Source organism: Caenispirillum salinarum, assembly GCF_044803115.1.
GTDB classification, from domain to species: Bacteria; Pseudomonadota; Alphaproteobacteria; order Rhodospirillales; family Rhodospirillaceae; genus Caenispirillum; species Caenispirillum salinarum_A.
The window spans coordinates 2,660,486-2,684,078 of sequence record NZ_CP085224.1; the positions used below are offsets into that span (position 1 = coordinate 2,660,486).

Below are 23,593 nucleotides of genomic sequence, written 5' to 3' on the forward strand. Positions count from 1 at the left end.
CCGCCGCGCATCGGGTCCTTCGGTCAAAAGACTGTAAGAAAAAGCTTTTTCGTCGCGGTCGCGATGCGGGCAGAAGCCTTGAAGATGTGAACGTCGCCAGGACACCAGAATGCTTATCATCATCGGCACGATCATCGTCACCGTCAGCGTGCTTGGCGGCTATGCCATGCACGGCGGCGACCTGGGCGTTCTGTGGCAGCCGTTCGAGTTCGTTATTATCTTCGGCGCGGCCTTCGGCGCCTTCATCATCGGCGCGCCCAAGCCTATCCTGAAGGGTTCGATCAAGGCCATCGGGCCGATGATGAAGGGGCCGAAGTACAAGAAGGATGACTTCCTCGAGTTGTTGTCCATGCAGTATTCGGTCTTCAAGCTGGCGAAGACCAAGGGCGACCTGGCGCTGGAAAGCCACGTGGAAAAGCCCGGCGACAGCCCGCTGTTCCAGCGCTTTCCCAAATTTGCGTCCGACCATCACAACCTGGCCTTCCTGTGCGACTACCTGCGACTGTTGACGCTGGGCACCAACAACGCGCACGAGGTGGAGGCCATTATCGACGCCGAGATCGAGGCGCACCACCACCACAACCACTCCATCTCGTCGAGCGTCATCACCATGGCCGACGGCATGCCGGCCCTGGGTATCGTCGCCGCCGTTCTCGGCGTCATCAACACCATGGGCTCGATCACCGAGCCGCCGGAGGTGCTTGGCAAGCTCATCGGCGCGGCGCTGGTGGGCACCTTCTCGGGCGTGCTGTTCTCCTACGGCTTCTTCGCGCCCTATGGCCGCGCCATGGAAGCGGTGTTCGAGAACGAGACGCTGTACCTGAACTGCATGAAGGCGGGCCTGCTGGCCCACATGCAGGGCTACGCGCCGCAGGTCTCCATCGAGTTCGCCCGAAAGATCCTGCCCGACCACCTGCGTCCCAGCTTCCAGGAGCTGGAAGAGACCGTCACCAACCTGCCCAGCGAGTAATCCAGCAACCGGCCGCCCGGCCGGTGAAAGGTTGAGAGGCCGCCATGGCGGAACAGAACGTCACGATCATCAAACGGGTCAAGAAGGGCGGCGCCGCGCACCACGGCGGCGCCTGGAAGGTGGCCTACGCCGACTTCGTGACCGCCATGATGGCGTTCTTCCTGCTGCTGTGGCTGCTCAACGCGGTGACCGAGGAGCAGCTTCAGGGCATTTCCAACTATTTCAATCCGGCAACCGTGTCGCAGAACCCGTCGGGCGCCGGCGGCATGCTGGGCGGCCAGGTCATCGGCGAGGGTGCGAGCCAGAGCAACACCGGCTCGCCCATCGAACTCACCCTGCCGCCGCCGACCATCGGACAGGGCGGCGAGGACTTCACCGACCCCGAGGAAGGGCTGACCGAGCAGGACGTGGACGACACCGCCTCGGGCCGCCGCGGCACCGACATGGACGCCGAGGCCGAGCGCGAGGCCGAGCGGCTGGAGGCCCAGGCCGATCGGGTCGCCGACGAACTGCGCGCCGCCATGCAGTCGGTGCCCAGCCTGGCGAAGCTGGCGCCCAACCTCATGGTCGACCAGACGCCCGAGGGCCTGCGCATCCAAATCGTCGACAACGAGGGCAACAGCATGTACCCGGCCGGTAGCGCCGCCATGTTCCCGCAGACGCGGCAGCTGCTGACGCTTGTCGCGGGACTCATCCGGGAGGTGCCGCAGCAGATCGCCATCGACGGCCACACCGACGGCACGCCGTTCGCCGATGATACCGGGTACGGCAACTGGGAATTGTCGGCCGACCGCGCGCTGGCCGCCCGCCGCGTGCTGCAGGAGGCCGGCATCTCCGACCAGCAGATCAACCGCGTGACCGGCAAGGCGTCGTCGGAACTGCTGGTGGAGGGGGACGCGACCAGCCCCCGCAATCGCCGCATCAGCATCACGCTTCTGCGCGACAAGCCGATCGAGGACGAGGCCGAAGAACAGGAAGGCCCCCGCCGCCTGCCCAGCATCATCCGCGGCACCCCCTGACGCGCCGTCTGCCAACCCCGGATTCCAAGGGCGGCGCGCATGGATCGTCCGGCGGGCATCCGTCGTTTTTCATCACAGGATGCGCCGACGCGCATTCCCTCCGCGAAGGGGTGGCGAGACGCCGCCCTTTGCCCCATAGTTGGAGGAAACAGCGCCCCGCGGTGGCTGTGACGGCGGCGCCGGGATCGTCCCGGGCAGCGGCCGCACGTCCCGTCCGGTGATGAAAGGAGCGGCAGGTCTCCATGGTGATGGAACATCAGACGGTCAAAAGGCCGCAATTCTTCTTCACGACGGCGCCCATGCCCTGCCCCTACCTGCCGGGCCGCATGGAACGCAAGATTGTCACCGAGCTGAACCAGCCCGGCGCCGACGCTCTGCACGATGTCCTGTCCCGCGCCGGCTTCCGCCGCAGCCATTCGATCGCCTACGCTCCGGCCTGTTCGGGCTGCAACGCCTGCGTGCCGGTGCGAATCGTGGCGGCGGAATTCCGCATGACGCGCAATCAGCGCAAGGTGTGGAACGCCAACTGCCACCTGACGGTCAATCCCGCGCCGCCGCGCGCGACAGCCGAGCAGTACGCCCTGTTCTCGCGCTATCAGGCGGAACGGCACACGGGCAGCGACATGGCGCTGATGGGCTTTTACGACTACCGTTCCATGGTCGACGAAAGCCCCATCGACACGGCGCTGCTGGAATTCCGCGACGACTCGGGCGAGTTGAAGGCCGTGTGCCTGACCGACCGGATGAGCGACGGCCTGTCCGCCGTCTACAGCTTCTTCGACCCGCGGCTGCACAAGAAGTCCTTGGGCACACACATGATCCTGTGGCTGGTGGAAGAGGCTCAGCGGCGCGGCCTGCCCTACGTCTACCTGGGCTACTGGATCCGCGAGAGCCGCAAGATGGCCTACAAGATCCGCTTCCAGCCGCTGGAAGGCTTTACCAGCCAAGGCTGGCGGCGCATCGATGAAACGTTCGAGCCAGAGCGCCCGATCAGCCGTTAGCCAAACCCGACTCACGACGTTGCACATTCACCGAAATCGCTTATACTTCCGCAACTTGATTGCGGAGCAGCCCCCGCGTGTCTTGAACAACGTGCATATGAAAACCATGTGGGCTGAACCGGGATTAACCGGATAGTTGCAACAATTGGTTCCGTCTATTCGACGAGAGGAAATGTCCATGAAGCGTCGCGATTTCATCAAGGGTGCCGTTCCGGCCGCTGCCGGCCTCGCCGCCGCCTCCTCGCTGTCCGCGCCTGCCTACGCCCAGGGCAAGCGCCAGTTGAAGCTGGTGACCACCTGGCCGAAGAACTTCCCCGGTCTGGGCACCGGCGCGCAGCGTTATGCCGACCGGATCACCGCCATGACCGACGGCACCCTTGAAGTGAAGCTGCTTGCGGCCGGCGAACTGGTGCCGCCGTTCGAGTCCTTCGATGCCGTCTCCACCGGCACCGCCGACATGTATCACGGCGCCGAGTACTACTGGCAAGGCAAGAGCCCGGCCTTCAACTTCTTCGCGGCAGTGCCCTTCGGCCTGACGGCGACGGAAATGAACGCCTGGATCTACCACAGCGGCGGCCAGGAGGTTTGGGACGAGCTGTCGGCCAAGTTCAACATCAAGGCCATGCCCTGCGGCAACACGGGCGTGCAGATGGGGGGCTGGTTCAACAAGGAAATCAACAGCCTGGACGACTTCAAGGGCCTGACGATGCGCATGCCGGGCCTGGGCGGCGAGGTGCTGCGCAAGATCGGCGCGACGGCCGTGGCGCTGCCGGGCGGCGAAATCTTCCCGGCCCTGCAGTCGGGCGCCATCGACGCCACCGAATGGGTCGGCCCCTGGAACGACCTGGCCTTCGGCTTCTACCGCATCGCCAAGTTCTACTACTATCCGGGCTTCCATGAGCCGGGCGCGACCCTGTCCACCGGCATCAACCTGGACACCTGGAATGAGCTGACCGAGAGCCAGAAGGCCATCGTCGAGGCCGCCGCCAAGGCCGAGAACACCTACATGCTGGCCGAGTTCAACGCGCAGAACGGCAACGCCCTGAACACGCTGGTGAACGAGCACAACGTGCAGCTCAAGAAGTTCCCGGACGACGTGCTGAAGGCCATCGGCCAGGCTTCGGGCGAGGTCATCGCCGACCTTGCTGCCAAGAACGAGGACGTCAAGAAGGTCTACGACAGCTTCATCAAATTCCGTAAGAACGCGATGGAGTGGGCCAGCGTCTCCGACCAGGCCTACTGGGAAGCCCGTGCGCTGGACTACCCCTACGGCGAATAAGGCGCACGCGGCGGAGGCATAGGCCTCTCGCCGCCAGGGCCTGCGCTTCCAGAAGGAGGCGCAGGCCCCGCCTTTTTCGCGGCACGGGCGCCCAACGCATCATGACCGCCTTGGCGTCGGCGGCCCGAGCCGCGCATACTGCCCACGCTCCCGCTCCCGACATTCCACCGCCGGACGCTCCCGGCCCTCCAGCCCTCCGAGAGACGCAATCGTGCAGGCACTACACTCACTGGCGCGGGGTATCGACCGCACCAACGACCTGATCGGCCGCGCCGTGGCGTGGCTGACGCTCGCCATGGTCATCATCCAGTTCGTCGTCGTCGTCCTTCGCTACGTCTTCGGCCTCGGCTTCATCTGGATGCAGGAAAGCATCCTGTACATGCACGGCATCGTGTTCCTGGTCGGCGCCGGCTATACGCTGCTGAAGGAGGGCCACGTGCGCGTGGACATCTTCTACCGCGAGGCGCGGCCGGCCCGTAAGGCGCTGGTGGACCTGCTGGGCGTCATCTTCCTGCTGGTGCCGTTCTGCGCGCTGGTGTGGACGGTCGCCCTGCCCTACGTGATGAATTCCTGGGCCGTTCTGGAAGGCTCCAAGGAGACCAGCGGCATCCAGGGCGTCTACCTGCTGAAGACCTCCATCCTGGCATTCACGGTTCTGGTCGGCCTGCAGGGCCTGGCGATCGCGCTGAAGTCCATCCTGGTGTTGAATGGGGTGCTGGAGGACAACGGCGACACCACCGGCACCGAACGCGGGGGAGCGCACTGATATGAGCGACCTCGTTACCACCGAAGTCTTCGCCGGCCTGATGTTCCTGGGCACCATCATCGTCCTGCTGGCCGGTTTCCCCGTCGCCTTCACCCTGGGCGGATCGGCCCTGCTGTTCGGCGGCATCGGCTGGTTGTTCGGCGCGTTCGACATGGCCTTCGTCTCGGCCATGCCCCAGCGCATTTACGGCAGCATGACCAACGAGGTCCTGATTGCCGTGCCGCTGTTCGTTTTCATGGGCATCATGCTCGAACGCTCCAAGGTGGCGGAAGAACTGCTGGAGAGCATGGGCAAGCTGTTCGGCCCCATGCGCGGCGGTCTTGGCATCTCGGTCGCCATCGTGGGCGCGCTGCTGGCGGCATCGACCGGCATCGTCGGCGCCACGGTGGTCACCATGGGCCTGCTGTCGCTGCCCACCATGCTGCGCCGCGGCTACGACCCCAAGCTGGCCTGCGGCACCATTTGCGCCTCGGGCACGCTCGGCCAGATCATCCCGCCGTCCATCGTGCTGGTGCTGCTGGGCGACCAGATCTCCAACGCCTACCAGGACGCCCAGCGGGCGCTTGGCAACTGGGCGCCGGAGCCCGTTTCGGTGGGCGACCTGTTTGCCGGCGCGCTGATCCCCGGCCTGCTTCTGGTGGGCCTGTACATCCTCTATCAGCTTCTGATGGCAGTGGTTCGCCCCAAGTCCTGCCCTGCTCTGCCGGCGGACGAGCGGCTGGGAGGCGCCGACGGCACCAGCATCGCCACGCTGCTGCACGCCCTGATCCCGCCGGTGGTGCTGATCGTCGCCGTGCTGGGCTCGATCCTGGCCGGTGTGGCGACCCCGACGGAAGCCGCCGCCGTGGGTGCGGTGGGCGCCATCCTGCTGGCCGGCCAGCGCATGACGACGGGCCCTGCGTGGAGCATCTACGCCGCCGTGGCCGCTTTGATCCTGCTGCTGCTGCTGACCAGCTTCGTCGACCTGCGCGTCGCCCGAGACGTGATCCCAGCCGGCGACATGGCGGGCATCGTGCTCGCCGCCGCCTGCTGCGCCGTCATCGCCTGGGGTCTGATGGCGAGCGTGACCAAGGTGTGGAACGCCGGGACGCTGAAGGACGTCATGCGCTCGACCATGATGGTCACCTCCATGGTGTTCATCATCATTGTCGGCGCCGGCCTGTTCTCGCTGGTCTTCCGCGGCTTCGGCGGCGAGGAGATGGTGCACCACTTCCTCACCAACCTGCCGGGCGGCACGGTGACGGCGGTGATCGTTGTCATGCTGGTGATGTTCGTCCTGGGCTTCTTCCTGGACTTCATCGAGATCGTCTTCGTCGTCGTGCCGATCGTCGGGCCCATCCTGCTGCGGATGGACATCGACCCGGTGTGGCTGGGCGTGATGATGGCCATGAACCTGCAGACCAGCTTCCTGACCCCGCCGTTCGGCTTCGCGCTGTTCTACCTGCGCGGCGTGGCCCCGGCGAGCGTGACGACGGGCGCCATCTACAAGGGTGTCATACCCTTCGTCATCATCCAGATCCTGGCGCTGGGCGTGCTGGCCCTGTTCCCGGAACTGGCGACGTGGCTGCCGAACCTGATCTTCGGCTGATCCCCGTCCCGTGACGACATGACAAAGGGGCTCCCGACAGGGAGCCCCTTTTGCGTAGCGGCAATGGCCGGCCTCAGCCGCCGGTCAGTTCGCGGCTCTTGATGCGCAGGGTCTCGATCAAGCCGTCGACGCCCTGCCGCGCCAGGATGGAAGCGTACTCGCTGCGCTTGGTCGCCAGTTCGCTCACGCCCTTGCCGGCCAGGATGTCGACCACGCCCCAGCGCCCCTGGCGCTCTGCCAGGACGTAGGAAATCTGCACCGGCTCCTTGGCCTTGCGGGTGATTTCGGTGCGGACGATGGTTGTGCCGCGCGGCCCTTCGTCTGTGCCCAGCACGCGGAACTCCTGCCCGTTGTAGTCATGGAAGCGGGCGGCGTACTGGGCCGTCGTCATGTCGCCGAAGACGTCGACCAGCGCCTGCCGCTGCGCGTCGCTGGCCTCGCGCCAGCCGCGGCCGACCGCGGTGCGGATCATCACGTCCAGCCAAAAGGCGTCCTCGACCGGCTGTTCCAGCATGTCGTAGCGGGCATGGAAGCCATCGGTCTTCATGGCCTGGAGCAGCGTGTCCTGGAATTCCCGCACAACGGCACTCGGCCCGGTGGCGGCTTCCTGCTGCTGCTCCTGGGCGGCGGCGGGCGCCGGCGTCAGCGCGGCGGGCGCGGCAAGCGCCACGCCCAGGCCGAGAACGGCGGCGGACAACAGGGGCGGGACGGGACGTGCGCGCATGGTAACCTCCGATAGCTCTTATCCGATCCGGCATTTTCGAACGAACGCCTGGACCCCTGTCCGGGTTATCGTGCAACCATGGCAGAATTTCGGGACCCGTCCATGCCGCTCTGGCTGACCGCCCTCACCCTCTTGTCCCTCGCAGCATGGCTGTGGCTGACGCTGATCCACGGCCGCGGCTTCTGGCGCGATCGGGACCGCCTGCCCTCTTCCGCGCCGCAACCACCCGCGCCGCCGCCGGGCGTGGTCGCGGTGGTACCGGCGCGCGACGAGGCAGAAGTGATCGGCCGGTCGGTCGAGAGCCTTCTGCGCCAGGACTGGCCGGAGTCCTTTCCGGTGATCGTCATTGACGATCACTCCACCGACGGCACGGCCGAGGCCGCCCGCGCCGGCGCCGCGCGGGTTCCCGGCGGGTCGGAGCGCCTGCATGTCATCGCCGCGCCGCCGCTGGAGCCGGGCTGGACGGGCAAGCTGTGGGCCCAGGCGGCAGGGCTGGCGCAGGCGAAGGAGGTCGCTCCGGAGGCGGCGGTGGTATGGCTGACGGACGCCGACATCGCCCACGGGCCGACGGTCCTCTGCCGGCTGCACGACCGGCTGACGCAGGACGGTCGCGTGATGGCCTCCGTCATGGCGCGGCTGGATACGGGCGGACGCTGGGCGCGCCTGCTGATCCCGGCGTTCATCTACTTTTTCCAGAAGCTCTACCCGTTTCCGCGCGTCAACGACCCCGCGGATTCCATGGCGGCGGCGGCCGGCGGCTGCGTCCTCGCCCGCCGCGAGGCCCTGGAGTCCGCCGACCTGCCCCGCGCCATCCGGGGCGAGATCATTGACGATTGCGCACTGGGCCGGGCCCTGAAGCGGCAGGGGCCGGTGTGGCTCGGTACCTCGGCCGATGTGGTATCGCTGCGGCCGGCGGCGGGGCTTGGCGACATCTGGCACATGGTCACCCGCACCGCCTTCGAGCAGTTGCACCACTCGGTCCTGCTGCTGGGGGGCACGGTGGCCGGCATGGCGCTGCTCTACCTGCTGCCGCCGCTGGCCTTTGCGCTCGGGCTGGCGACGGTTGACGCGGCGACGGCGGCCGCAGGCGGCGCGGCGTGGATGCTGATGGCGGCCACGCTGGCCCCGACGCTGCGGCTCTACGGCCTGGGCGCCTGGCGCGGCCTGCTGCTTCCCGTGGCGGGCGTACTGTACACGCTGATGACGCTGGACTCGGCCCGCCGCCACTGGCGCGGCCAGGGCGGGGCGTGGAAGGGCCGGGTACAGGGCGGGCGCGGGTCTCAGGCGCCCTGAACCTGCCGTCCCCAGCGCTGTACATACGGTCCCCAGTGCCGCGCCACCAGCGAGGCCGTCTCCGGGTCCTCGCGATAGGTGTTCTTGCGGTAGCCCGAGACGCCCTCCAGGTACGCGGAAAACAGGGGCGCGGCGGCCTCCCACCCGTCCAGGCCGAGCTGCCCGTAGACGCGCTCAAGCTCTGCCACGGGCTGCTGCTCGAAGGTCTCGAAGCCGATCTCGGCGTAGCGGTCGGCCGGCAGGTCGGCGACGTCGGCCAGCATCCGCTCCATCATGCGGCCGTAGGTGTTCAGCACCACCGCGTCCACGTCCACATGATCGTAGGGCTGCAACGCCATGGGCGGGAACAGCTTGTGATAGAAGTTGCGCATGCTTTCAAAAATGCGCACCGGGTCGCGGTGAACGTGGATGAAGCGGGCCTCGGGGAACATCTCGCGCAGCAGCGCCACCCGCGCCGTATAGACCGGGTTCTTGATGAGCAGAGGCTTGCCGCCCGACTCGACGGTCAGCTTGCGGCACAGCAGCAGGAAGCGCTCCTTCCATACCGAAAGCTCTCGCTCCGACACGCCGTCGAGGAACACCGCCTTGTCGAATTGTTCCTGAAAGCGGCCGGGGAAGTACAGCGCGTGGTAGTAGGACAGCGGCTGCATGTTCGCCAGCGCGATCTCGTCCTCCTGCGGGCTGTCCGGCGTCACGGCCACGTTGTCGATATAGCGCCCCTGCGGAAGCTGGCGCTCCAGCAGGGGACGGATCAGGGGCACCAGGGTCAGCATCTCCCACGGCATGCCCGTCGGCAGGGGCGCCAGGTATCCGAACTGCGGGTCGCGGCTGAGCACGTTGTAAAGGTGCGTCGTGCCGCTGCGCCAGTGCCCCAGGATGAACACGGGCGGCGGCAGGTCGGCCGGCAGGTCCCTCAGCCGCCGCGCCGTCACCATCCGCTCGGCCAGGGTGAAGGGCATCCGCCCCAGAACCGAACCCAGAATCCCGGCCACCTGCCCCCAATGCCGCGGCGAGGCCCCGCCGTTTCGCGCAAGGACCGTCATCAGGGTACCCAGGTTGCTGCCACTCAAAGGGTGCATGGGAGAGGATCGCTCCGTTGCCGTGGTGGACGAAGGGCGCTGCCGCCGGGCATCATCGGCGGACCTGCGCATTTGACCACACCAACGCTCCGGGTTGAACCATGGTACGCCCTCTGAACCTTGTTACCGGCGGCGCCGGCTTTCTCGGCCGCCACATCGTGCGGCAACTGGCCGAGGCCGGAGAGCCGGTGCGCGTGCTCGATCCCGCCTGCGGCCGTGTCGCCTGGCCGCAGGGGGTGGAGCCGGTGGACGGCTCCGTCCTCGATCCCGACCGGCTGTCCGCCGCCATGAAGGGCGTGCAGACGGTCTACCATCTGGCGGCCGTGCCGCACCTGTGGGCCGACGACCCCCGCGTGTTCGAGCAGGTGAACCTGGACGGCACGCGCACTGTGCTCGCGGCCTGCAAAGAGGCGCAGGTGAAGCGGGTGGTCGTGACCTCCTCGGCAGTGGTGCTGGTGGGCCACGACACCGCCTGGACCGGCAGCCCCATCACCGAGGACACGCCGCGCCCGCCCCTGGACGCCATGGTGGGGGACTACGCGCGCTCCAAATGCTCGGCGGAGCGCGAGGCGCGAGCGGCGGCGGCGACGGGCCTGCCGGTGGTCCTGACCTACCCCACCGTCCCCATTGGGGCCGGCGACGAGTCCGAAACGCCGCCGACGCGCATGCTCATGGATTTCCTGAACGGCCGGACGCCCGCCTACCTGCAATGCCGCATGAATATCGGCGGCGCCGCCGACATGGCGCGCGGACACATCATGGCCGCCCGCCACGGCGCCGACGGCGAGAGCTACATCCTGGGCGGCGAAAACCTGTGGATGAGCGACCTTCTGGCCCACCTGGAGGCGATCTCGGGCCGTGCCATGCCGCGCCGGCGGGTGCCCTACCCGCTCGCCCTGGCGGCGGCGAATGTGCAGGAGTGGTGGGCCGATACCGTCACCCATCGCCCGCCCCAGGCGCCGGTGGCGGGGGTGAAGCTGGCGGGGCTGCCCATGTGGTTCGACAGCGGCAAGGCCCGCCGCGACCTGGGCTGGCAGCCCGCCCCCCTGCGCGACGCCCTGGCCGACGCCGTGCGATGGATGCGGGAGACAGGCCGGCTGTAGGCGCGCGCCGGTCCGCGCCACCCCTTTTGTGCTAAACCTTTTATGATCGAAATATGGTAGGAGAGACGGATAAGGCTTAGCCACTGAAAAAAGCGGAGAAACCGTGCCGATGGAGCCAACCGTCATCGAGAGAATGCAAGTGTCCGTGTCGGGCACGGGCTCCCACACCGTCGTTCTTGCCAACGGCTTTGGCACGACCAAGGCGGTGTGGAGACGAATCCTGCCGTGGCTGGAGCAGCGTTTCCGCGTCGTCCGCTTCGACTGGCCGATCGAGCCCGAGCACTACGACCACCTGCGCTACAGCCGCCTGGACGGCTATGCCGACGACCTGATGCAGGTGATCGGCGCCGTGGATGCGGCGCCCTGCACCCTGATCGCCCATTCGATGAGCGGCATGATCGGCATGCTGGCGGGCAAGCTGATCCCGCATTCCTTCGACCGGATCATCATGATCAACCCGTCTCCGCGCTACATCGACGACGGCCGGTACACGGGCGGCTTCAGTGAAGACGAGGTCGCCGGCCTGATCAAGGGCCTGGACGACAACTACATGCAGTGGGTCGAGAATTTTGCGCCCGTCGTGGTCGGAGCCGAACCGGGCCACCCAGACGTGGCGGAGTTCGCCCGCGGCCTCGTCGCCATGCGGCCGGACGTGGCTCTCTCCATGGCCATCACCATCTTCCGCAGCGACTACCGCGACCGGTTGGCCGGCTTTGGAGTCCCGACGACCATCGTGCAGTCCACCAACGATCCCGCCGTTCCGGTAAAGGTGGGTGAGTACCTGCACAGCCAGTGGCCCGACAGCCGCCTCGTGGTCATGGACATGGAGGGTCACCTGCCGCACCTGACACAGGCCGACCGCTTTGTCCAGGTTCTGGAACAGGCGCTGTAACGCGCGCCCGGACCGCCCGGCGCTGCCCTGGCCCCGGCGCGGGCAGCGGCCTGAGCGTCGATCAAGGCGTCCAGGTTGCCAGGTGGCCGGCGACGGCCGGGCGGTCCTTGGGGCCGGGCGGGTTGACCACGGTGCCGATCCCGATGAAGCCGACCAGTTCCTCGCCCTCTTCCAGATGGAAGGTGCGGCGGAGGGCCTGCGTCGTGACTTCGGCGCCCGACAACAGCATTCCGCCGAACCCCATGGCCTCGGCCGCCAACAGGATGTTCTCGCAGGCTGCACCGACGCTCATGGCCTGTTCCTGCACCGGCACCACCGGGTGCGCGGGATCGGGGCGGAAGATGACCACGATGGTCTCCGGCTCCTTGTGCGCCTTCTTGCGGGCGCGCTCGACGGCGACGTCCGACGCATCGGGCTCCACCTCCAGCTTGGCGGCCACGAAAGCCTCGGCCAGCACGTCCCGATGCTCCGCCGGCACGCGCAGGAAGCGCCAGGGGCGGATGGCCCCGTGGTCGGGCGCGGTCAGGGCGCAAGCGATCAGCGTGTCGATCTGCGCCGCCGACGGACCCGGCGCGCCCAACCGGCGCGGGGCGACGGAGGAGCGGGACAGGATGAGGTCGATCAAGGCGTTATCGGAAGACATTCAAGCACCTTTTCAGATCAAAAACTGGGCGGGGTGCAGGCGGAAATCACACGGCACGGTTCGTCGCCCACGTTGCGGAAGCGGTGCGGCTGGCGGCTGTCGAACTGGTAGGCGTCGCCCGGTCCCAGCGTGCGCACCTGGTCCCCCACCGTCACCTCCAGCTTTCCGGAGATGACCACGGCCGCCTCCTCGCCCTCGTGGCGGAGCAGGATCTTGCCGGTGTCGGCGCCCGGCGCGTAGCGCTCGTCCAGGATCTGCAGCGCCCGGCCGGTCAGGTCGACGCCCACCTGCCGGTAGCTGATGCCGCCGCGGCCGATTTCCACCAACTCGTTGGCGGGAAAGAACACCTTCTGCTCGGCGTCCTCGGGCATCTCGAAGGCAAAGAACTCCGAGAGCCCCATGGGGATGCCGTCCAGCACCCGTTTCAGGCTGCCGACCGAGGGGTTGATGTTGTTGCTTTCGATCAGCGAGACGGTGGCGTTGGTCACGCCGGCGCGGCGCGCCAGTTCGCGCTGAGACAGACCATTCTGCTTGCGTACCGCCCGCAAGCGCGGACCGATGTTGAGGGTCATGGCCGGCACCCTTCGTTAAGCGCGTTCACGATCCTGAACACTGTGCGCTGCGTCATCAGGAATATCAACCACTTAACCAATGGGAAGAAAACGGCTTGTTAAGCCGCGCGCGCAGTGGGACCGTAGGGTAAAGCCGGACCGAAACCGGCGGAAAACCAAGCCCTTCAGGAGGTCTTCATGTTGGACGCGCCGTCCCCCAACGATCTTGCTCCGTTCTGGATGCCGTTCACGGCGAACCGCCAGTTCAAGTCCGCCCCGCGCATGCTGACCGGCGCCAAGGGCATGATGTACACCAGCCAGGACGGGCGGGAGATCATCGACGGCACTGCCGGCCTGTGGTGCTGCAACGCCGGCCACGGCGACCCGCGCATCGTCAAGGCCATCCAGGACCAGGCGGCGGAACTGGATTATGCGCCCGCCTTCCAGATGGGCCACCCCAAGGCGTTCGAACTGGCCAGCCGGCTGGCCACCATGATGCCGGGCGACCTGGACCATGTGTTCTTCACCAACTCCGGCTCTGAAAGCGTGGACACCGCGCTCAAGATCGCGTTGGCCTACCACCGCGCCAACGGCGAAGCCAGCCGCACCCGCCTGATCGGGCGCGAGCGCGGCTACCATGGGGTGGGCTTCGGTGGCATTTCCGTCGGCGGCATCGTCAACAACCGCCGCTTCTTCGGCAGCCTGCTGGCGGGTGTCGACCACATGCGCCACACCCACCTGCCCGAGCAGAACGCATTTTCGCGCGGGCAGCCCGAGCACGGCGCAGAGCTGGCCGACGACCTGGAGCGTCTGGTGGCCCTGCACGGGGCGGAGACCATCGCCGCCGTCATCGTCGAGCCCATGGCCGGCTCCACCGGCGTGCTGATGCCCCCCAAGGGCTATCTGGAGCGTCTGCGGGCCATTTGTGACAAACACGGCATCCTGCTGATCTTCGACGAGGTCATCACCGGCTTCGGCCGCCTCGGCTCGTCGTTCGCCTGCGAGCACTTCGGCGTGCAGCCCGACATCGTGACCACCGCCAAGGGCCTGACCAGCGGAACGGTGCCCATGGGCGCGGTGATGGTGCGCAAGCACATCTACGACGCCTTCATGCACGGCCCCGAGACCGCCATCGAGCTGTTCCACGGCTACACCTATTCCGCGCATCCGCTGGCCTGCAACGCCGCTCTGGCGACGCTGGACGTCTACCGCGACGACCAACTGTTCGAGCGCTGCGCCGAGATGGCGCCCTACTGGGAAGAGGCGGTGCACAGCCTCAAGGGCCTGCCGCACGTCATCGACCTGCGCAACATGGGCCTGATCGCCGGCATCGAGTTGGAGAGCATCCCCGGCCAGCCGACCAAGCGCGCCTTCGACGCGTTCCTCAAGTGTTACGAGAAGGGCGTGATGACCCGCACCACCGGCGACATCATCGCCCTGTCGCCGCCGCTCATCATCGAAAAGAGCCACATCGACCAGATCTTCGAGACCATCGCAGACGTCCTGAAGACGATCGAATAAGCGGCTGCAAACGTTATATAAACAGAGTTTCATTCCGTCCCCCAGGAGACAGAAATGCTGATCGGCGTTCCCAAGGAGATCAAGAACCACGAGTACCGCGTCGGCATGACGCCGGCCGCCGTGCGCGAGGTGATCGCTCACGGCCACCAGGTGATCGTCGAGACCAACGCCGGCGGCGCCATCGACCTGACCGACGACGCCTACCGCGCCGCCGGGGCGACCATCGTCGATGCCGCCGAGGAGGTCTTCGCCAAGGCCGACATGGTGGTGAAGGTCAAGGAGCCCCAGCCGGGCGAGTGCAAGATGCTGCGCGAGGGCCAGGTGCTGTTCACCTACCTGCACCTGGCACCGGACCCGCAGCAGGCCAAGCTGCTTCAGGAGTCCGGCTGCATCGCCATCGCCTATGAAACCGTCACAGACATGCGGGGCGGCCTGCCGCTGCTCGCACCCATGTCCGAGGTTGCCGGCCGCATGGCGATCCAGGCCGGCGCGCGGGCGCTGGAAAAGTCCGCCGGCGGGCGCGGCACGCTGCTGGGCGGCGTGCCGGGCGTGCCCTCGGGCAAGGTGGTGGTGCTGGGCGGCGGTGTCGTCGGCCTCAACGCCGCCAAGATGGCCATGGGCCTGGAGGCCGAGGTGGTGGTGCTCGACAAGTCCCACGCCCGCCTCAAGGAACTGGACATGCACTACGGCGGCCGCATGCAGACCATCTATTCCACGAATGACGCCGTGGAAGAGTACGTGACACAGGCGGATCTGGTGGTCGGGGCCGTGCTGGTGCCGGGCGCCAACGCGCCCAAGCTGGTCAACCGCCCCATGCTGTCGAAGATGCAGAAGGGCTCGGTGGTGGTCGACGTCGCCATCGACCAGGGCGGCTGCTTCGAGACGTCCAAGCCGACCACCCACGCCGACCCCATCTACATCGTCGACGACGTGGTGCACTACTGCGTCGCCAACATGCCCGGCGGTGTGGCGCGCACGTCCACCTTCGCGCTGAACAACGTCACCCTGCCGTTCACGGTGGCGCTGGCGGACAAGGGCTGGCGCGAGGCGCTGTCCGACGACGCCCACCTGCGCAACGGCCTGAACGTCGCCCACGGCAAGATCACGCACGAGGCCGTCGCAGAGGCGCTGGGCGCGGACTACACGCCGGCCGACAAGGCCATCGCCGGCTGATACCGCCGCAAGAACAGGGACATAAAAGATGACCTTCATCAACCACATGATCCCCGGCCACGGCGCCGGGTCCGATGGCTCGGGCACGCCCGTCTACAACCCGGCGACCGGCGAGCAGACGGGCACGGTTGCCAGTGGCGGCAAGGCGGAGGTGGACGCCGCCGTCGCCGCCGCATTGAAGGCCTTCCCCGACTGGGCTGCGGCGCCGCCGCAAAAGCGCGCGCGCGTCATGATGAAATACGTTCAGCTGCTCCAGGACAACGCCGCAGAGATCGCGAGGCGCATTTCCGCCGAGCACGGCAAGACGCATGACGATGCCCTTGGCGAGGTGCAGCGCGGCCTGGAGGTGGTGGAGTTCGCCACCGGCATCGCCAGCCACCTCAAGGGCGACTTCACCCGCGATGTCGGCCCCGGCATCGACAGCTTCAACCAGCGCGCGCCGCTGGGGGTGTGTGCCGGCATCACGCCGTTCAATTTCCCGGCCATGGTGCCGCTGTGGATGTTCCCCGTTGCGCTGGCCTGCGGCAACACCTTCGTGCTGAAACCGTCGGAGCGTGATCCCTCCGCCGCCCTGTACGTGGCGGAACTCGCCATCGAGGCGGGCGTGCCCGAGGGTGTGCTGACGGTGGTGCACGGCGGCAAGGATGCCGTGGATGCCCTGCTGACGCACCCCGACGTGCAGGCGGTGTCCTTCGTCGGCTCCACGCCGATTGCCGAATACGTCTATTCCACCGGCACCGCGCATGGAAAGCGCGTGCAGGCGCTGGGCGGGGCGAAGAACCACATGGTGGTTATGCCCGATGCCGACATGGACCAAGCCGCCGACGCGCTTATGGGCGCGGGATACGGGTCGGCCGGCGAGCGCTGCATGGCGGTCTCCGTCGCCGTGCCCGTGGGCGAGGACACGGCCGACAAGCTGGTGGAAAAGCTGGCCCCGCGCGTGCGCAGCCTCAAGATCGGACCGTCGACGGACAGCGATGCCGAGATGGGTCCGCTGGTGACCAGGCAGCACCTGGACAAGGTCTCGGGCTACATCGACAAGGGCGTGTCCGAGGGCGCGGACCTGGTTGTGGACGGCCGGGGCTTTTCGCTCCAGGGATACGAAAACGGCTACTTCATAGGCGGCACCCTGTTCGACCGCGTGACGCCGGAAATGACCATCTACAAGGAGGAAATCTTCGGCCCCGTGCTGAGCGTGCTGCGCGCCGCGTCGTTCGAGGAGGCCGTGACGCTCATCAACAAGCACGAGTACGGCAACGGCACGGCCATCTTCACCCGCGACGGCGACGCCGCGCGCACCTTCACCGACCGCATCGAGGTCGGCATGGTGGGCGTGAACGTGCCGATCCCGGTGCCCGTGGCCTACCACAGCTTCGGCGGCTGGAAGCGCTCCATCTTCGGCAGCCACGGCATCTACGGGCCCGAGGGCGTGCACTTCTACACCAAGCTGAAGACCGTCACGTCGCGCTGGCCGACTGGCATCAAGGAGGGCGCGGCATTCAACTTCCCCACGATGTAAGAGAAGGCCGATAAAGCGTTGTTTTCGCGGGCGTTTTCATTACTCGACCGCGCCAACGCCATTGTGCCTGTCGATGCCGCAGCGCTGTGACGGCCCATCAGTCTGGAATGGAAAAACCCCGCCGGTGCGCTCCGGCGGGGTTTTCCAAGCTGCTGGCCGGGGGCGTCCCCCCGAATGACAGGGCAGCACCGCTTACTTGCGCAGGCCTTCCTGGTAGGCCTGCTCCATGCGGTTGACCACCTGCTCGGCGCGGCGGGCGGCGGCCTCGGCGCGCTCGGCGGCCGCGGCGGCGCGCTCGGCGGCCGTCATGGTCATGTCACGGCCTTCCATGGTCTGCTGGTGCACCGTCCCGATCGCATTCATGCCGGGCTGGTCCGGGTTCTCGACATTGTTGGCGCACGCGCCAAGGGCCAGGGTGGAGGTCGCGACGGCCGCGATCATCAATGCGCGCATGGGTCGACTCCTTTGCAATTGCTTAAACAACACACGATCAACGGTTAGCCTCGGCATTCGTGGCAAAAAAGATGGCGGGCGACATAAAGAAACGGGCCCGCCGTCGCCGGCGGGCCCGTCCTGCAAGCATCGTCACTGGTTGCCGGCGTTCAGTCGTTCAGCGCCGACCACATCTCCTGGTCGCGCTCGGCCGTCCAGATGTTGGGACGGTCCAGGCCCTTCGCCTCGTCCACCGCGCGGGCGACGTCGAACGGCATGCAGTGTTCGTAAATGACCCAGTGGCCGTACTTCGGGTCCATGCGCTGCTTGCAGAGCGCGTAGATGTCCTTCAGCGCCATGTCCTTCTCCACGCCTTCGCGCGCGGTCTGGTACAGGTCCGTCAGGAAGGCCTGAGTTTCCGCCATGGCGGTTTCGCAGTCCGCGGCATTCATCAGCGCATCGCCGCGGCCGGGCACCAGCTTTTCCGGCTTCAGCTCACGCAGGCGCTGGAGGGTTTCCGGCCAGTCGCGCAGGTGCGCGTCGCCGGTATAGGGCGTGGCGCCGAACTCCACCAGATCACCGGAGTACAGCACCTTCTGGTCGGGCAGCCAGGCAATGGTGTCGCCCTGGGTGTGGCCCCGGCCGGGGTTCCAGATTTCGACGCGCTGGTTGCCCAGGTCCACCGTCAGCTTGCCGTCGACCACGATGTTGGGCCAGGTCAGGCTCTTGATGCTCTCATGGCCCTCGAACAGGCGGGGGAAGCGGCCGAACTCGCTCTCCCAGTCCTGCTGGCCGCGCTCCACGATCAGTTCATAGGTGCGCTGGCTGGCGATGATGTTTTCCGCCCCATAAGCCGCCGCGCCCAGCACGCGCACGGCGTGATAGTGGGTGAGCAGAATGAACTTGATGGGCTTGTCGGTCACCTTGCGGATTTCGGCGATGACCTTCTGCGCCATCTTGGGCGTCGCCTGGGTGTCGAGCACCATCACGGCGTCGTCGCCGACGATGACGCCGGTGTTGGGGTCGCCCTCGGCCGTGAAGGCATAGGCGCCCCGGCCCAACTCGGCGAAGGTGATGGTCTTCTCGCCCAGGTCACCGGTGGAGGCAAACGTCTTCGTCGCCATTGTGGAGCGTCTCCATTTTCTCTGATGTGTCGTTGGAGGCGACGGGCGCCTCGGTTCCCGCATCGTATCAGCATACGGTTTCAAATGAAACCAAAGTGCATGACTCAAAGCCCCAGATAGGCGGCTTTCACCTTTTCGTCGTTGATGAGGTTATCGCCCGTGTCGGTGAGCACGATGCGCCCGGTCTCGATCACGTATCCCCGGTCGGCGATGGCGAGCGCCTGGAAGGCGTTCTGCTCCACCAACAGGATGGTCGTGCCCTGCTCCCGCAGCATCTGGACGATGTTGAAGATCTCGCCGACCAGCAACGGCGCGAGACCCATGGACGGCTCGTCCAACAGCAAAAGGCGCGGGTTGCTCATGAGCGCCCGGCCCATGGCGAGCATCTGCTGCTGCCCGCCCGAGAGTGTGCCGGCGGATTCCTTGCGCTTTCTCTTGAGGATGGGGAAGGTCTCGTACACCCGCTCCAGGTCCGCGCCGGTGTCGGCGCCGCGCCGACGGTAGGCGCCCAGGCGCAGGTTGTCCTCCACCGACAGCGGGCCGAAGACCTGGCGACCCTCCGGCACCTGGCTGATGCCCTGCTTTACGCGGGCCTGCGGCTTGGACTTGGTGATGTCGGCGCCGTCGAAGCGGATTTCGCCGTTGGTCAGCGGCTGCACGCCCGACAGCGCCCGCAGGAAGGTGGTCTTGCCGGCGCCGTTGGCGCCGACCAGCGCCACCAGTTCGCCCTCGCCCACCTGAACATCGATGCCGTGCAGGGCCTCGATGCGGCCGTAACCGCTTTTCATTCCGTTCACTTCGAGAAGCATGAAATTCTCCCGTGCCCTCAGGCGACCTGGCCCAGGTAGGCGGCGATGACGTCGGGGTTCTGGCGCACTTCCTGCGGCGTGCCTTCGGTCAGCTTGCGGCCGTAGTCCAGCACCAGGATGTGGTCTGAGATTTCCATGACCATCTTCATGTCATGCTCCACCAGCACCACCGTCACGCCGCTCTCCGCCACTTTCTTGATGACCTGGTCTATCTCGCGGCTTTCCACGTCATTGAGGCCGGCCGCAGGCTCGTCCAGCAGCAGAAGCTTGGGCTCGGCGGCCAGCGCGCGGGCGATTTCCAGGCGCTTGAGCGCGCCATAGGGCATGGCGTCGGCGTCCCAGTCGAAGTACTTCTCCAGGCCGACGAAGGCCATCAGCTCGCGGCCCATCTCTTCGGCCGCCCGGTCGCCGCGGACGATGCGCGGCAGGCGGAACAGCGACGGCAGCAGCCGGCCGTCCAGGTGCAGGTGACGGCCCACCAGCACATTCTCCAGCGCCGTCATGTTCATGCAGATCTGCAGGTTCTGGAAGGTGCGCGACATGCCACGCGCCGCCAGTTCATAAGGCTTCCTGCCGGTCACCGGCTCGCCGTTGAACTGCACAGTGCCGAAAGTGGGCGTGTAGACGCCCGTCACCAGGTTGAACAGCGTGGTCTTGCCCGCGCCGTTAGGCCCGATGATGGAATGGATGGTGCCCGGATCGATGGTGAACGACAGGTCGTCGATGGCGCGCACGCCGCCGAATTCCTTGACCAGGGTATCGACAGTCAGAAGGCTCATTTCTCACCCCCGCGCTTGAACAGCGCCGCCAGGCTGGGGACCACGCCCTTGGGCAGGAAGATCATCACCAGCATGAGGATCAGGCCGAAGATCAGGTGCTCGTAGTCCTCCAGGAAGGTGAGGAACTGCGGCAGCGCCGTCAGGGTGGCCGCGCCCACGACGGCGCCGAAGGTGGACGCCATGCCGCCCAGCACCACCATGATGACCAGCTCGACCGAGTGGAAGAAGCTCGCCTCCTGGGGGCTCAGGAACATGATGTAGTGGGCACCCAGTGAGCCGACGACGGAGGCGAAGACCGCCGAGACGACGAAGATCATCACCTTGTACTTGGTGGTGTCCACGCCCACGACCTCGGCCGCGACCTCCGACCCGTGGACGGCGCGCAACGCCCGGCCGACTGGGCTGTCGATGATGTTGAGCGACAGCCATGCGGCGATCATCAGCAGGCCGCCCACCAGCGCATACCACTGCCAGGGCTTCTTGAACTCGAACCCGAACACGGTGAAGGGATCGACGATCATCCCGTCGGGGCCGCCCGTCAACTGGGCCTCCTGGTTCAGGATGATGGAGATGATGAGCCCGATGCCGAGCGTCGCCATGGCCAGGTAGTGGCCCTTCAGGCGCAGGATCGGCCGGGCGATGACGAAGGCCAGCAGCCCCACCACCACGGCGGCCACCACCAGCGACAGCAGCGGCGGCCAGCCGAAGTTGGTCACCGTGATCGCCGAGAAATAGGCGCCGATGCCCAGGAACCCGGCATGACCCAGCGAGATCTGGCCGCAGTAGCCGATCAACAGGTTCAGGCCGATGGCGACGATGGCGTTGAAGCCGATCTGAATGGCGACGTCGTAGTGGAAGGCATTCTGCAAAAAGGCCGGCAGCACCGCCACCACCACGGCCAACACCAGCAGGCCGCCGGTGCGCGGCCTCATCAGCTTCGCCTTCAACCCCTCGCGCGGGCGGGTGGCCGACCCGGCGCCGGTGCGCGGCGTGCCGGGCGCCTGGGGCGCGGGACGCTCTGGCGCCGACGACGGCGTGGTGTCACCGGGCCGCGAGATGTTGGTCGTGGCCGCCGAGGACGGGCGGGGGGACATGGGCGTCGCCTCGTTCATCGTTCGCACCTCAGACACGTTCCGTCCCCTTCTTCCCGAACAGGCCGCTCGGCATGAAGAAGAGCGCCAGCAGGATGATGACGAAGGCCATGGCGTCCTTGTACTCCGAACTGATGTAGCCGGCGCCGAAGGCCTCCACGATGCCAAGGATCAGCCCGCCGATCACGGCGCCGAAGGGGTTGCCCAGCCCGCCCAGGATGGCGGCGGAGAAGCCCTTCAGGCCCAGCATGATGCCGACCTCGAAGTTGGTGGACGTGATGGGCGTGATCAGCACGCCGGCAATGGCGCCAAGGGCGGCCGACATGCCGAAGGACAGCAGCAGCACGAAGCTGACGTTGATGCCCACCAGTTTGGCCGCCAGCGGATTGACGCTGGTCGCCAGGATCGCCTTGCCCAGAAGCGTCCGGTTGAAGAACCACTGAAGGACGACCACGATCAGCGCCGTGATGCCCAGCACCCACAGGGTCTGCGAGGTGATGGTGGCGCCCAGCACGTTGATTGGCTCGTCGCCCGAGAAGGCCGGCAGGGTGTGGAACTGCTTGTCGAACAGCACCTGTGCGGCCCCGCGCAGCACGATAGAGGCACCGATGGTGATGATGATGAGCGTCACGACCGAGGCGTTCTTCGTCTGCTCCACCGCCAGTTTCTCCAGCGCGAAGCCGACGCAGGCCGTGCCGATGATGGCGACGACCACCGCCAGTGGCAGCGGTACGCCGGCCGCCGCCAGGAAGACGGTGCCCATGCCGCCCAGCATGACGAACTCGCCCTGGGCGAAGTTGATCACGTGGCTGGCGTTGTAGATCAGCGCGAAGCCGAGACCCACCAGCGCGTAGATGGCGCCGCTGGTCAGGCCGGAAAACAGGTATTGGATGAACTCGCCGAGCATGTCGTCCTGCCGAGCTTCGAGGGGAGCGCGTGGCCGGATCAGGGCCGGGGCGGTCACGGTCCGCCCGCCGCCGCCGCGTCGTCCTCGTCGGAAGACGGACTCGTGGCGGCGGACGGACTCCCGACCGTCAGCGGGCCGGGATCAGCCGGCGGTCTCTTCCACCAGGGTCCAGTCGCCGTTGCGGATTTCCAGCATGCGGAAGGCATCCGGCGTCAGGCCCAGGTGGTCGTCCTCCGAGAAGGTCACTTCGCCGGCGGTGCCCATGTAGCCCTTGGTGTTCTCCAGGGCGTCGCGCACGGCCTGCGGTTCGGACGAACCAGCGGACTTCATGGCGTCGACGATCAGCATGAGGCCGTCGTAGGCATGGCCGCCGAAGGTGGAGACGGAGCCCTCGCCGTGCTTTTCCTCGTAGGCGTTCTTGTAACCGACGACGACGGGCTTCTGCGGGTCGTCGTCGGGCAGTTGCTCGGCCACCAGCAGCGCCGCGGCGGGCAGGCGCACGCCCTCGGCGGCATCACCGGCCAGTTCGATGTACTTCTTCGAGGCGACACCGTGCGACTGGTACAGCGGCGCGTCGATCTGAAGCTGGCGGTAGTTCTTGGTCACGATGGCCGGGCCCTGGCCGAAACCGGGATTCAGCACCGCCTGCACGTTGGGCGTGTTCTTGATGCTGGTCAGCTGGGCCGTCATGTCTGTGTCCTTGGGCCCATAGGTCTCGTCGGCCAGGATCCTGATCCCGTAGTCCGGCGCCACGCCCTGACACTCCGCCTGCATGGACTGGCCGAAGCCGCCCGTGCCCGAGATCATGGCGATCTGGGTGAAGCCGCGCTTCTTCATGTCCTCGAAGATCTTTTCGCAGGCCATGGTGTCGGTGTGCGGCGTCTTGAACGTCCAAGGCTGCACCGGGTCGACGATCTTCTTGGAGCCGGCGAACGAGATGAACGGCACCTCGAAGCGCTCCATCAGCGGCATCACCGCCAGGCTTTCGCCCGAGGTTGAGCCTCCGACAATGGCGTCCACCTCGTCCTGCGCGATCAGGCGCTTGACGAAGGTCACCGCCTTGTTGGGATCACCGCCGGTGTCGTAGTGCACCAGTTCCAGCTCACGGCCGTTGACACCGCCCTCGGCGTTGATCTTGTCGACGTACATCTGCAGCGTCTTCAGCTCGGGATCGCCGAGGAAGGACGCCGGGCCGGTCACCGACAGGAAAGTGCCGATCTTGATGGGCTCGTCCTGCGCCTGGGCGGCGCCCGGCAGCGAGGCCGCGGCGGCCATGCCCAGCGCGGCGACGGCAGCCATGAACGTGCGACGGGTATGCTTGAGGGTCATT

General features: G+C 66.8%; 23 protein-coding genes. 12 read left to right on the forward strand and 11 right to left on the reverse strand.

Going from position 1 to position 23,593, the window contains the following annotated elements:
- Window positions 1–109 precede the first annotated feature (109 nt).
- The 6 genes from motA to LG334_RS12250 all read left to right on the forward strand — a co-directional run bounded on the left by motA (window position 110) and on the right by LG334_RS12250 (window position 6,623).
- On the forward strand, window positions 110–970 hold the full coding sequence (gene motA, locus LG334_RS12225) for a flagellar motor stator protein MotA (RefSeq protein ID WP_404378473.1): 861 nt from the start codon (window positions 110–112) through the stop codon (window positions 968–970).
- A gap of 44 nt (window positions 971–1,014) precedes the next feature.
- A complete protein-coding gene (locus LG334_RS12230; protein ID WP_404378475.1) occupies window positions 1,015–1,989 on the forward strand; it encodes a flagellar motor protein MotB in 975 nt (324 codons plus the stop codon).
- 248 nt (window positions 1,990–2,237) lie between these two features.
- Window positions 2,238–2,990, forward strand: a complete 753-nt coding sequence (locus tag LG334_RS12235) for an arginyltransferase (RefSeq protein WP_404386370.1) — start codon at window positions 2,238–2,240, stop codon at window positions 2,988–2,990.
- A 178-nt stretch (window positions 2,991–3,168) separates the two neighbouring features.
- Window positions 3,169–4,269, forward strand: a complete 1,101-nt coding sequence (locus LG334_RS12240) for a TRAP transporter substrate-binding protein (protein WP_404378477.1) — start codon at window positions 3,169–3,171, stop codon at window positions 4,267–4,269.
- 211 nt (window positions 4,270–4,480) lie between these two features.
- On the forward strand, window positions 4,481–5,035 hold the full coding sequence (locus LG334_RS12245) for a TRAP transporter small permease subunit (protein WP_404378479.1): 555 nt from the start codon (window positions 4,481–4,483) through the stop codon (window positions 5,033–5,035).
- Between the two features lies 1 nt (window position 5,036).
- On the forward strand, window positions 5,037–6,623 hold the full coding sequence (locus tag LG334_RS12250) for a TRAP transporter large permease subunit (protein ID WP_404378480.1): 1,587 nt from the start codon (window positions 5,037–5,039) through the stop codon (window positions 6,621–6,623).
- Window positions 6,624–6,696: 73 nt separating this feature from the next.
- Here the strand turns inward: LG334_RS12250 and LG334_RS12255 are convergent, their stop codons facing one another.
- On the reverse strand, window positions 6,697–7,347 hold the full coding sequence (locus LG334_RS12255; RefSeq protein ID WP_404378481.1) for an ABC transporter substrate-binding protein: 651 nt from the start codon (window positions 7,345–7,347) through the stop codon (window positions 6,697–6,699).
- A gap of 102 nt (window positions 7,348–7,449) precedes the next feature.
- On the opposite strand from LG334_RS12255, the gene LG334_RS12260 reads away from it, so the two are divergent.
- Window positions 7,450–8,640 carry a glycosyltransferase gene (locus LG334_RS12260; protein WP_404378482.1) on the forward strand — a complete coding sequence of 397 codons (1,191 nt, stop codon included), beginning with the start codon at window positions 7,450–7,452 and terminating at the stop codon, window positions 8,638–8,640.
- Here the strand turns inward: LG334_RS12260 and LG334_RS12265 are convergent.
- A complete protein-coding gene (locus LG334_RS12265; RefSeq protein ID WP_404378484.1) occupies window positions 8,628–9,719 on the reverse strand; it encodes a sulfotransferase family protein in 1,092 nt (363 codons plus the stop codon). The genes LG334_RS12260 and LG334_RS12265 overlap by 13 nt on opposite strands.
- A gap of 101 nt (window positions 9,720–9,820) precedes the next feature.
- On the opposite strand from LG334_RS12265, the gene LG334_RS12270 reads away from it, so the two are divergent.
- Window positions 9,821–10,822, forward strand: a complete 1,002-nt coding sequence (locus LG334_RS12270) for an NAD-dependent epimerase/dehydratase family protein (protein ID WP_404378485.1) — start codon at window positions 9,821–9,823, stop codon at window positions 10,820–10,822.
- Between the two features lie 109 nt (window positions 10,823–10,931).
- Window positions 10,932–11,714: an alpha/beta fold hydrolase gene (locus LG334_RS12275; protein WP_404378486.1), complete on the forward strand. Its 783-nt coding sequence runs from the start codon at window positions 10,932–10,934 to the stop codon at window positions 11,712–11,714.
- A 61-nt stretch (window positions 11,715–11,775) separates the two neighbouring features.
- On the opposite strand, the gene LG334_RS12280 is transcribed toward LG334_RS12275, so the two are convergent.
- Entirely contained in the window at window positions 11,776–12,357 is a 582-nt protein-coding gene (locus LG334_RS12280) for a nitroreductase (RefSeq protein ID WP_404378488.1), read from the reverse strand.
- Between the two features lie 17 nt (window positions 12,358–12,374).
- Window positions 12,375–12,929, reverse strand: a complete 555-nt coding sequence (locus tag LG334_RS12285; RefSeq protein WP_404378489.1) for a cupin domain-containing protein — start codon at window positions 12,927–12,929, stop codon at window positions 12,375–12,377.
- 177 nt (window positions 12,930–13,106) lie between these two features.
- Here LG334_RS12285 and LG334_RS12290 point away from each other — a divergent pair, with 177 nt between their 5' ends.
- The 3 genes from LG334_RS12290 to LG334_RS12300 are packed head-to-tail and all read left to right on the forward strand — an operon-like array spanning window position 13,107 to window position 17,121.
- Window positions 13,107–14,429: an aspartate aminotransferase family protein gene (locus LG334_RS12290; RefSeq protein WP_404378491.1), complete on the forward strand. Its 1,323-nt coding sequence runs from the start codon at window positions 13,107–13,109 to the stop codon at window positions 14,427–14,429.
- A 54-nt stretch (window positions 14,430–14,483) separates the two neighbouring features.
- Window positions 14,484–15,602, forward strand: coding sequence for an alanine dehydrogenase (gene ald / locus LG334_RS12295; RefSeq protein ID WP_404378492.1), 1,119 nt, complete (start codon window positions 14,484–14,486; stop codon window positions 15,600–15,602).
- Between the two features lie 28 nt (window positions 15,603–15,630).
- Window positions 15,631–17,121, forward strand: a complete 1,491-nt coding sequence (locus tag LG334_RS12300; protein ID WP_404378494.1) for a CoA-acylating methylmalonate-semialdehyde dehydrogenase — start codon at window positions 15,631–15,633, stop codon at window positions 17,119–17,121.
- Between the two features lie 192 nt (window positions 17,122–17,313).
- Here the strand turns inward: LG334_RS12300 and LG334_RS12305 are convergent, their stop codons facing one another.
- The 7 genes from LG334_RS12305 to LG334_RS12335 all read right to left on the reverse strand — a co-directional run bounded on the left by LG334_RS12305 (window position 17,314) and on the right by LG334_RS12335 (window position 23,592).
- Window positions 17,314–17,574 (reverse strand): hypothetical protein, encoded by a 261-nt coding sequence (locus tag LG334_RS12305; protein ID WP_404378496.1) that lies wholly within the window; start codon window positions 17,572–17,574, stop codon window positions 17,314–17,316.
- 149 nt (window positions 17,575–17,723) lie between these two features.
- Complete coding sequence (locus LG334_RS12310) at window positions 17,724–18,677, reverse strand: MBL fold metallo-hydrolase (RefSeq protein WP_404378498.1); 954 nt, start codon at window positions 18,675–18,677, stop codon at window positions 17,724–17,726.
- 104 nt (window positions 18,678–18,781) lie between these two features.
- Window positions 18,782–19,486: an ABC transporter ATP-binding protein gene (locus LG334_RS12315; RefSeq protein ID WP_404378500.1), complete on the reverse strand. Its 705-nt coding sequence runs from the start codon at window positions 19,484–19,486 to the stop codon at window positions 18,782–18,784.
- Between the two features lie 17 nt (window positions 19,487–19,503).
- Window positions 19,504–20,265, reverse strand: coding sequence for an ABC transporter ATP-binding protein (locus LG334_RS12320; RefSeq protein ID WP_404378502.1), 762 nt, complete (start codon window positions 20,263–20,265; stop codon window positions 19,504–19,506).
- Entirely contained in the window at window positions 20,262–21,197 is a 936-nt protein-coding gene (locus LG334_RS12325) for a branched-chain amino acid ABC transporter permease (protein ID WP_404386372.1), read from the reverse strand. Before LG334_RS12325 ends, LG334_RS12320 begins: the two co-directional genes overlap by 4 nt.
- A gap of 190 nt (window positions 21,198–21,387) precedes the next feature.
- A complete protein-coding gene (locus LG334_RS12330) occupies window positions 21,388–22,263 on the reverse strand; it encodes a branched-chain amino acid ABC transporter permease (protein ID WP_404378504.1) in 876 nt (291 codons plus the stop codon).
- A 141-nt stretch (window positions 22,264–22,404) separates the two neighbouring features.
- Window positions 22,405–23,592 carry an ABC transporter substrate-binding protein gene (locus LG334_RS12335; protein ID WP_404378505.1) on the reverse strand — a complete coding sequence of 396 codons (1,188 nt, stop codon included), beginning with the start codon at window positions 23,590–23,592 and terminating at the stop codon, window positions 22,405–22,407.
- Between the last annotated feature and the right edge of the window lies 1 nt (window position 23,593).